Source organism: Citrobacter sp. Cb004 (assembly GCF_030337065.1).
GTDB lineage: Bacteria > Pseudomonadota > Gammaproteobacteria > Enterobacterales > Enterobacteriaceae > Citrobacter > Citrobacter braakii.
Map to the genome: position 1 here is coordinate 1 of NZ_JAOWCH010000037.1, position 6,774 is coordinate 6,774.

The following is a 6,774-nucleotide window of genomic DNA, read 5'->3' on the forward strand; positions in this document are numbered from 1 at the left end:
GGTGATGCTGCCAACTTACTGATTTAGTGTATGATGGTGTTTTTGAGGTGCTCCAGTGGCTTCTGTTTCTATCAGCTGTCCCTCCTGTTCAGCTACTGACGGGGTGGTGCGTAACGGCAAAAGCACTGCCGGACATCAGCGCTATCTCTGCTCTCACTGCCGTAAAACATGGCAACTGCAGTTCACTTACACCGCTTCTCAACCCGGTACGCACCAGAAAATCATTGATATGGCCATGAATGGCGTTGGATGCCGGGCAACCGCCCGCATTATGGGCGTTGGCCTCAACACGATTTTCCGCCATTTAAAAAACTCAGGCCGCAGTCGGTAACCTCGCGCATACAGCCGGGCAGTGACGTCATCGTCTGCGCGGAAATGGACGAACAGTGGGGATACGTCGGGGCTAAATCGCGCCAGCGCTGGCTGTTTTACGCGTATGACAGGCTCCGGAAGACGGTTGTTGCGCACGTATTCGGTGAACGCACTATGGCGACGCTGGGGCGTCTTATGAGCCTGCTGTCACCCTTTGACGTGGTGATATGGATGACGGATGGCTGGCCGCTGTATGAATCCCGCCTGAAGGGAAAGCTGCACGTAATCAGCAAGCGATATACGCAGCGAATTGAGCGGCATAACCTGAATCTGAGGCAGCACCTGGCACGGCTGGGACGGAAGTCGCTGTCGTTCTCAAAATCGGTGGAGCTGCATGACAAAGTCATCGGGCATTATCTGAACATAAAACACTATCAATAAGTTGGAGTCATTACCCTCGATGACAAAGAAAGAAATTAATATGTTACTAAATAACTTATATGGACACCTCCCCGATGCAAGCACGGGTAGATCTTTTTCTGACAAAGTAGCCACGGTTTTGTGGACTGATCCCCCACCAAGGACTCGAACCTCGCACCATCAATTTAGAATCCTGATGAGGCAGTGACGCCTTGCGGCATATTTTACACAACATAAGGTCGGTGATATTTTAGATTTTGTAAAATGTCTGGATTTTCTTTAAGGTATTTAGTCATATTTTCAGCTCTGGGTAAACCACTGAAGAGCGCTGGCAGCATTACTATACTTGTCGCTGTCAAAGTGATCCACATCAGGTAGGCCGAATAAATTCTCGACAAAAAGACTGGCGACCAGTCGATGAACATATACCAGTTTACTAAAGTCCACTATCCTCAGACTGCTAAGAGACAACAATACAGTAATTACAATGGATGATTATCGCATTTGCGCTAACTGTCGTTGTAATACCTCAACACCTGGTTCAATTGCATCGGGGTTAATGGCATGAAAGCCCATGCGGAAAAAATTATCGGGTGGTGTATCGCCAAGGAAATGTCTGGCACCTGGTTCAATCAGCACACCTGCGTGGGCAGCACGCCATGTAAGTTTCTGGGTATTAATATGATCCGGCGTCTTCAGCCAGAAGGCATTCGCATGTTCACTTCCAGACAGAGGTGAGCACTCTGACAGGTAGCGTTGCAACGCCTGATGTAGTCTGTCCCAGCGACGGGCAGAATCGTCATGATAACGTCGCAAATGTGTTTCATAGTGTCCCTGGGAGAGAAAGTGCGCCATTTGATATTGTATATTGGTTGGCGGATGACGATAAAGCAGCCGCCGCAGTGCCCGTGCCTCATCAATGAGCTCCGGAGCTGCCACCATAAAGCCCAGCCGTAATCCTGGCGACAATGCTTTTGACAGGCTACTGACGTAAATTACGCGTTCGCTACGATCTATAGCCTTCAGTGCCGGAAGCGGATTAAGCATAAAATTACTTTCGGAATCATAGTCATCCTCAATAATTACCGCATCCTGTCGTGCAGCAAACTCCAGCAACCGGGTTCGCCGCGCTTTACTCATCATGATGCCTGTAGGTACCTGATGCCCGGGAGTAACGTAGTAGTAATCGCAGGGAGACTCGTTGAGTACAATACCTTCGTCATCCACTGGATGTGGAACAATATCAGTGTCGGCGAGAAGAAAGGTGTTAATCGCTTCGCGGAAGCAGGGATTCTCAACACCGACGCGAGTCGCTGGAGACATTAGCAAGCGAGTCAGCAAATAAAGGGCATTTTGTGAGCCTAAGGTAATCAGGATCTCATCCGGAGCAGCAACGATACCTCGCTTTGGCAAAACCCTGGTACGTATTTGCTCTATCAGCAACGGCACATCCTGATCTATGTGGTCTAACACCCATCCCGGTTCTCGCCTCCCCTCATGCAACCAGTTAGCCGTCAAACGCCAGCTTGCCAGTGGGAACTGACGAGTATCAGGTTGGCCATAGATAAACGGATATCGATAGTTCATCCAGCCGGCAGGCTTTAGCAAAGACTCCTGCTGGCTGGGGTTCATTTTCAGACGCGTGCCCCAGTCTGGTGCGGTACTGTTATGTTCAGGTGCAGGCTGTTCCGCACGGAATGCAGTAACCTGGTGATAATCCGGATGCAGATAGTAACCACTGCGTGGACGGCTTATCAGGTAGCCTTCATTCACCAGATGTTCAAAAACCAGCGCGGTGGTGTTACGCGAAACCTGCAACTGGCTGGCCAGACAACGGCAGGAGGGCAATGGTGTATCAACTGCAAATATGCCGTTCAGAATAGCGTTAACTAATACCTCCCGCACCTGTTCCTGTAGCCTGCGGTCCGGATCGAAATCGATGTGTAACAGGTGATGGAACATAGCAGATTCCTCTTACGCATGGCCTGTAAATTATTTGCAAATTGCATACCACTCTAATTCAGACTGACACATTCATCTGATGAAACTGGCTCTATACGGAAAATAAAAACGCTCTCTACAGTAAAAACGCAATCATCAGTCGCGGATCGGAACCTCCGCCGGCATATTTCTTGCATCAATCTTTTATGCGTTCTGGATGGGCACGTAGAGCAAATTAAGTAGGGGTGGATTGATGAAAAAATCATTGATTTCAGTTTTTCTGGGAGCTGTCGCGGCTATGGCCTTTTCTTATCATGCTGCTGCAGCCGATCTACCGGAAATAGAGAAATCCGGTACTTTAAAAGTTGCCACCGAGGATGATTATGCACCTTTTAACTTTATGAATAATGGGCAGGCCGATGGTTTTAACAAAGATATGCTCGATGAATTACGTAAGTATGCAAAATTCAATGTCGATCAAAGCATTCTACCGTGGACCGGATTATTAGCAGCTGTCTCGACTGGTCAGTATGACATGGCGTTAACCGGTGCGGTAATTACAGATGATCGACTTAAAGTTTTTGACTTCACCCCACCATGGGCCTCTGCACAGCATTATTTTGTTAAGCGTGCAGGAGATGATTCACTGAACACCATTGCTGGTTTAAGCGGTAAAAAAGTAGGAGTACAGGCAGGTAGCGCTTTGTTGGCCCGCTTACCCGAATTGAAAGCGATGCTGGAAAAAGAGGGAGGAAAACTGGGGCCTGTAGTGGAGTATCCCTCCTATCCTGAGGCTTATGCAGACCTGGCCAACAAACGCCTTGATTATGTGATTAACGTGGTGATTTCAGTTAACGACCTGACGAAATCAAGACCAAAAGTGTTTGCCAGGGGGCTGCCGGTTTCCGGCCCGGGTTATATGGCGTGGCCAATCCCGAAAAACTCACCACAGCTTCTGGCCTATATGACTAAATTTATCAGCCATATGCGTGAAACCGGTAAGCTTGCCGAGCTGCAGAATAAATGGTTTGGTGAAACCTATAACGATTTACCTTCAGAACCCATTACCACGGCTGAGCAGTTCCACCGGTTAGCAGGGCTGTAATCTTTCGCAGCGGAACGCCGCATGTCTGATAAGAAGGAGGGTCATATGGATACAATTTCCTGGCAACTACTGATTGAAGGCGCGTGGACGACCCTCTGGATCTCAGCTATCGCTATTCTTTTCGGGGTCATTATTGGCCTGTTGATCGCCCTTGTACGGATGTTGCGGATCCCGGTAATAGACCAGTTACTGGTTGTCTATATCAGTCTGGCTCGTGCGACCCCCCTGGTCACTCTGGTACTGTTTTTGTTCCTGTCCCTGCCAACGATCGGCATTAACCTCGATAAAAACATCGCGGCCATCGTGGCACTGACGCTCAATACATCGGCTTTCAATGCTGAAATCTGGCGGAGCGCATTTCGTACTTTCCCACGAGAACAACGGGAGGCGGCAGAATCGGTGGGTATGCGACGGTGGATCTATTTTCGCTACATTATGCTACCGCAAATGTGGATCGAAAGCCTGCCTGCGCTGGTGAATGAAATGTCCTTTCTTATCAAAGGTAGCCCGGCGATTGCGGTCATCGGAGTGGTGGATTTAACCCGCGTCACCAACCGAATCTCCTCCGTTACTTATGAGCCCCTGTCGCCGATTCTGGCAGCAGGTTTACTGTACGTGGCGATTATAGGCCTGCTTCTGAAATTGCAGAGGCTGGCGGAACGTAAAGCAAAGCGTCTGGCACGATGAAACGGGAGGTATTATGAACCAGTGGGCCGTGATCTGGTCGGAGCGGGAGAGTTTCATTTCAGGTTTGTTCGTTACTCTTGAGCTATTTATTATTGCCGCTATCGTCGGTTTACTGATAGGCATCACTTTGTGCTATCTGACAGAATATCAGAAAAGGCCCCTAAACTGTCTTATTATTGGTTTCGTCAGTTTAATGCGGGCAATTCCTTTTCTGATCCTTGCCTATTTATTCTATTACGGCCTGCCGGAAATAGGTATCAGTATGGAAGCATGGAGCGCAGGGCTGACAGCCTTAATTATCTATCATGGTGCTTATTTTTTTGAGATATTACGTAGCCAGAGACGTGTCTTTTCTGAAGGGTATATTGAGGCAGCGGTAGCTCAGGGCTTTTCCCGGTATAAAGTATTCCATCGAATCATTCTTCCCAATATTTTTACATCGGCCTTACCGTTAACAGGTAACCAGCTTATTATTTGCCTGAAAGATACCGCTTTCCTGAGCATTATAACCGTTCAGGAAATTACCGCAGCAGCCAATAGCGTTCAGGCAACCTATTTTATCCCGTTTAACGCTTTTATTGTCGCGATTGCGCTCTATTGGGCGATCAGCATTTTGATTGAGCTTTTGATTAAACACCTGAGCGCCCGGGGAACCAGAAGAGGAATGAGTCATGCCTGAGACTATAGCGGTAAGCGTTAAAAATGTTTCCAAGCAGTTTGATAACATTGAAGTTTTGCGTGATATTAACCTGACTGTCGAGAAAGGAACAGTGTGAATCGCCACAGGTTTAACAGACACCTCAGAGTCATTTAAGATGACTTAAAGAGAGGTGCCCATGAGCGGTAAGCGTTATCCCGAAGAGTTTAAAATTGAAGCAGTCAAACAGGTTGTTGATCGCGGTTATTCTGTTGCCAGCGTTGCAACACGTCTCGATATCACCACCCACAGCCTTTACTCCTGGATAAAGAAGTACGGTCCGGATTCTTCCACTAATAAAGAACAGTCAGATGCTCAGGCCGAGATCCGCCGTCTCCAGAAAGAGCTGAAGCGGGTTACCGACGAACGGGACATATTAAAAAAAGCCGCTGTAGATTCAATCTGTCAACGCAACACCCCTTTCAATTATCTCTTTAGGTGTTTTGAACTTCAGTGTCTTTCTCGGTCTGTTGTTTAGCTGAGCTGCAACCTGATCCAGCTCATGTTGAGTATATTGGGCAAGGCATGTCTTTTTGGGAAAGTACTGTCGGATTAGCCCATTAGTGTTCTCGTTTGTTCCCCGCTGCCAGGGGCTCTGAGGATCGCAGAAGTAAACTTTAACTCCTGTGCTGCCAGTAAATTCCAGATGTCTGGCCAGTTCCATTCCTCTGTCCCATGTCAGTGATCGCCGGAGTTCAGGAGGTAAGCTCAGGAATTTATCTGTAAGAGCCTGATTCACTGATAAAGCGTCTTTGCCCCTGAGTCTCAGGATGATCGTATAACGTGATTTTCGGTCTACAAGTGTGGCTATATGGGAGTTTTTTGTACCCGAGACTAAATCGCCTTCCCAGTGTCCCAGAGAGCGTCTGTTATCGATATGCCGGGAACGTTCGTGGATTGGCGTTCCGTTCACTATGTTGATAGTGCCTCTTTCACCTTTGCGAGTATGGCGCCGGCCATGACGGAGGCTGTGCGATCGGCGCAGATGCTGTACGTTCAGGTGGTGTAGCGCTTCACGACTACGAAAGTAAAGCGTCTTATAAATTGTCTCAGGTGATATTCGTAGTGTTTTTTGACGCGGCTTCGCTCGCCTTAACCATCCTGATATTTGCTCTGGGGACCACTTCATCTCAAGCTTTTCCAGAACAAGCTCTCGCAACGGCATATTCTGATCCAGTAAGCATGGTTTTGGTCTTTTAGCCATTCTGTTGGCCCGGTTATTCGCATCAACGGCTTTGTAATAGCGCCTGCCACGATTACGCTGAACTTCACGTGAGATTGTCGAAGGGCTACGATTCAGCATTGTAGCGATGGCTCGAATGCTCATTTTAGCTGACAGACCGGCTCGTATTTCCTCGCGCTCAGACAGCGTCAGGTGAGCAACAGCTCGCTTGCGCTCATTGGGTTTTATGCCACCAGTATCTCTTAACATCGTGAAGATGGTTCCTGGTTTCGAGCCCAGGATATTAGCTATCTCACTGAAGCCTTTTCCGTTCTTCCACAGTTCAAAAACAGATGTTTTTTCCTTTGCTGTAAATGTCCGTCTCATCCAACAATCCTCCGCAACTACATGTTTTCACATGACTGTTGCGTTGACCAATTGAATCTACAG

6 protein-coding genes and 2 pseudogenes are annotated in these 6,774 nt (G+C 48.1%); 6 read left to right on the top strand and 2 right to left on the bottom strand.

Going from position 1 to position 6,774, the window contains the following annotated elements; genetic code table 11:
• Positions 1-55 precede the first annotated feature (55 nt).
• A protein-coding gene (locus OGV65_RS03005) for an IS1-like element IS1B family transposase (RefSeq protein ID WP_095033700.1) occupies positions 56-753 on the top strand; the annotation gives its coding sequence in 2 pieces (ribosomal slippage) (positions 56-305 and positions 305-753; 699 coding nt in all).
• Between the two features lie 474 nt (positions 754-1,227).
• Here the strand turns inward: OGV65_RS03005 and pdxR are convergent.
• Positions 1,228-2,694: a MocR-like pyridoxine biosynthesis transcription factor PdxR gene (gene pdxR / locus OGV65_RS03010; RefSeq protein ID WP_286454590.1), complete on the bottom strand. Its 1,467-nt coding sequence runs from the start codon at positions 2,692-2,694 to the stop codon at positions 1,228-1,230.
• A gap of 232 nt (positions 2,695-2,926) precedes the next feature.
• Between pdxR and OGV65_RS03015 the strand changes: the two genes are divergently transcribed.
• The 5 genes and pseudogenes from OGV65_RS03015 to OGV65_RS03035 all read left to right on the top strand — a co-directional run.
• The gene (locus OGV65_RS03015; RefSeq protein WP_286454591.1) at positions 2,927-3,778 is read left to right on the top strand and encodes a transporter substrate-binding domain-containing protein; all 852 of its coding nucleotides are present in this window, start codon (positions 2,927-2,929) and stop codon (positions 3,776-3,778) included.
• A gap of 45 nt (positions 3,779-3,823) precedes the next feature.
• Entirely contained in the window at positions 3,824-4,465 is a 642-nt protein-coding gene (locus tag OGV65_RS03020; RefSeq protein ID WP_286454592.1) for an amino acid ABC transporter permease, read from the top strand.
• 13 nt (positions 4,466-4,478) lie between these two features.
• Positions 4,479-5,144, top strand: coding sequence for an amino acid ABC transporter permease (locus tag OGV65_RS03025; RefSeq protein ID WP_286454593.1), 666 nt, complete (start codon positions 4,479-4,481; stop codon positions 5,142-5,144).
• A pseudogene (locus OGV65_RS03030) lies at positions 5,137-5,238 on the top strand (amino acid ABC transporter ATP-binding protein); the annotation flags it as partial. The gene OGV65_RS03025 and the pseudogene OGV65_RS03030, both read left to right, overlap by 8 nt.
• Positions 5,239-5,301: 63 nt before the next feature.
• Positions 5,302-5,550, top strand: a pseudogene (locus OGV65_RS03035) (transposase); the annotation flags it as partial.
• A gap of 9 nt (positions 5,551-5,559) precedes the next feature.
• Here the strand turns inward: OGV65_RS03035 and OGV65_RS03040 are convergent.
• Complete coding sequence (locus tag OGV65_RS03040; RefSeq protein WP_191249251.1) at positions 5,560-6,711, bottom strand: IS30-like element IS30H family transposase; 1,152 nt, start codon at positions 6,709-6,711, stop codon at positions 5,560-5,562.
• Positions 6,712-6,774: the final 63 nt, after the last annotated feature.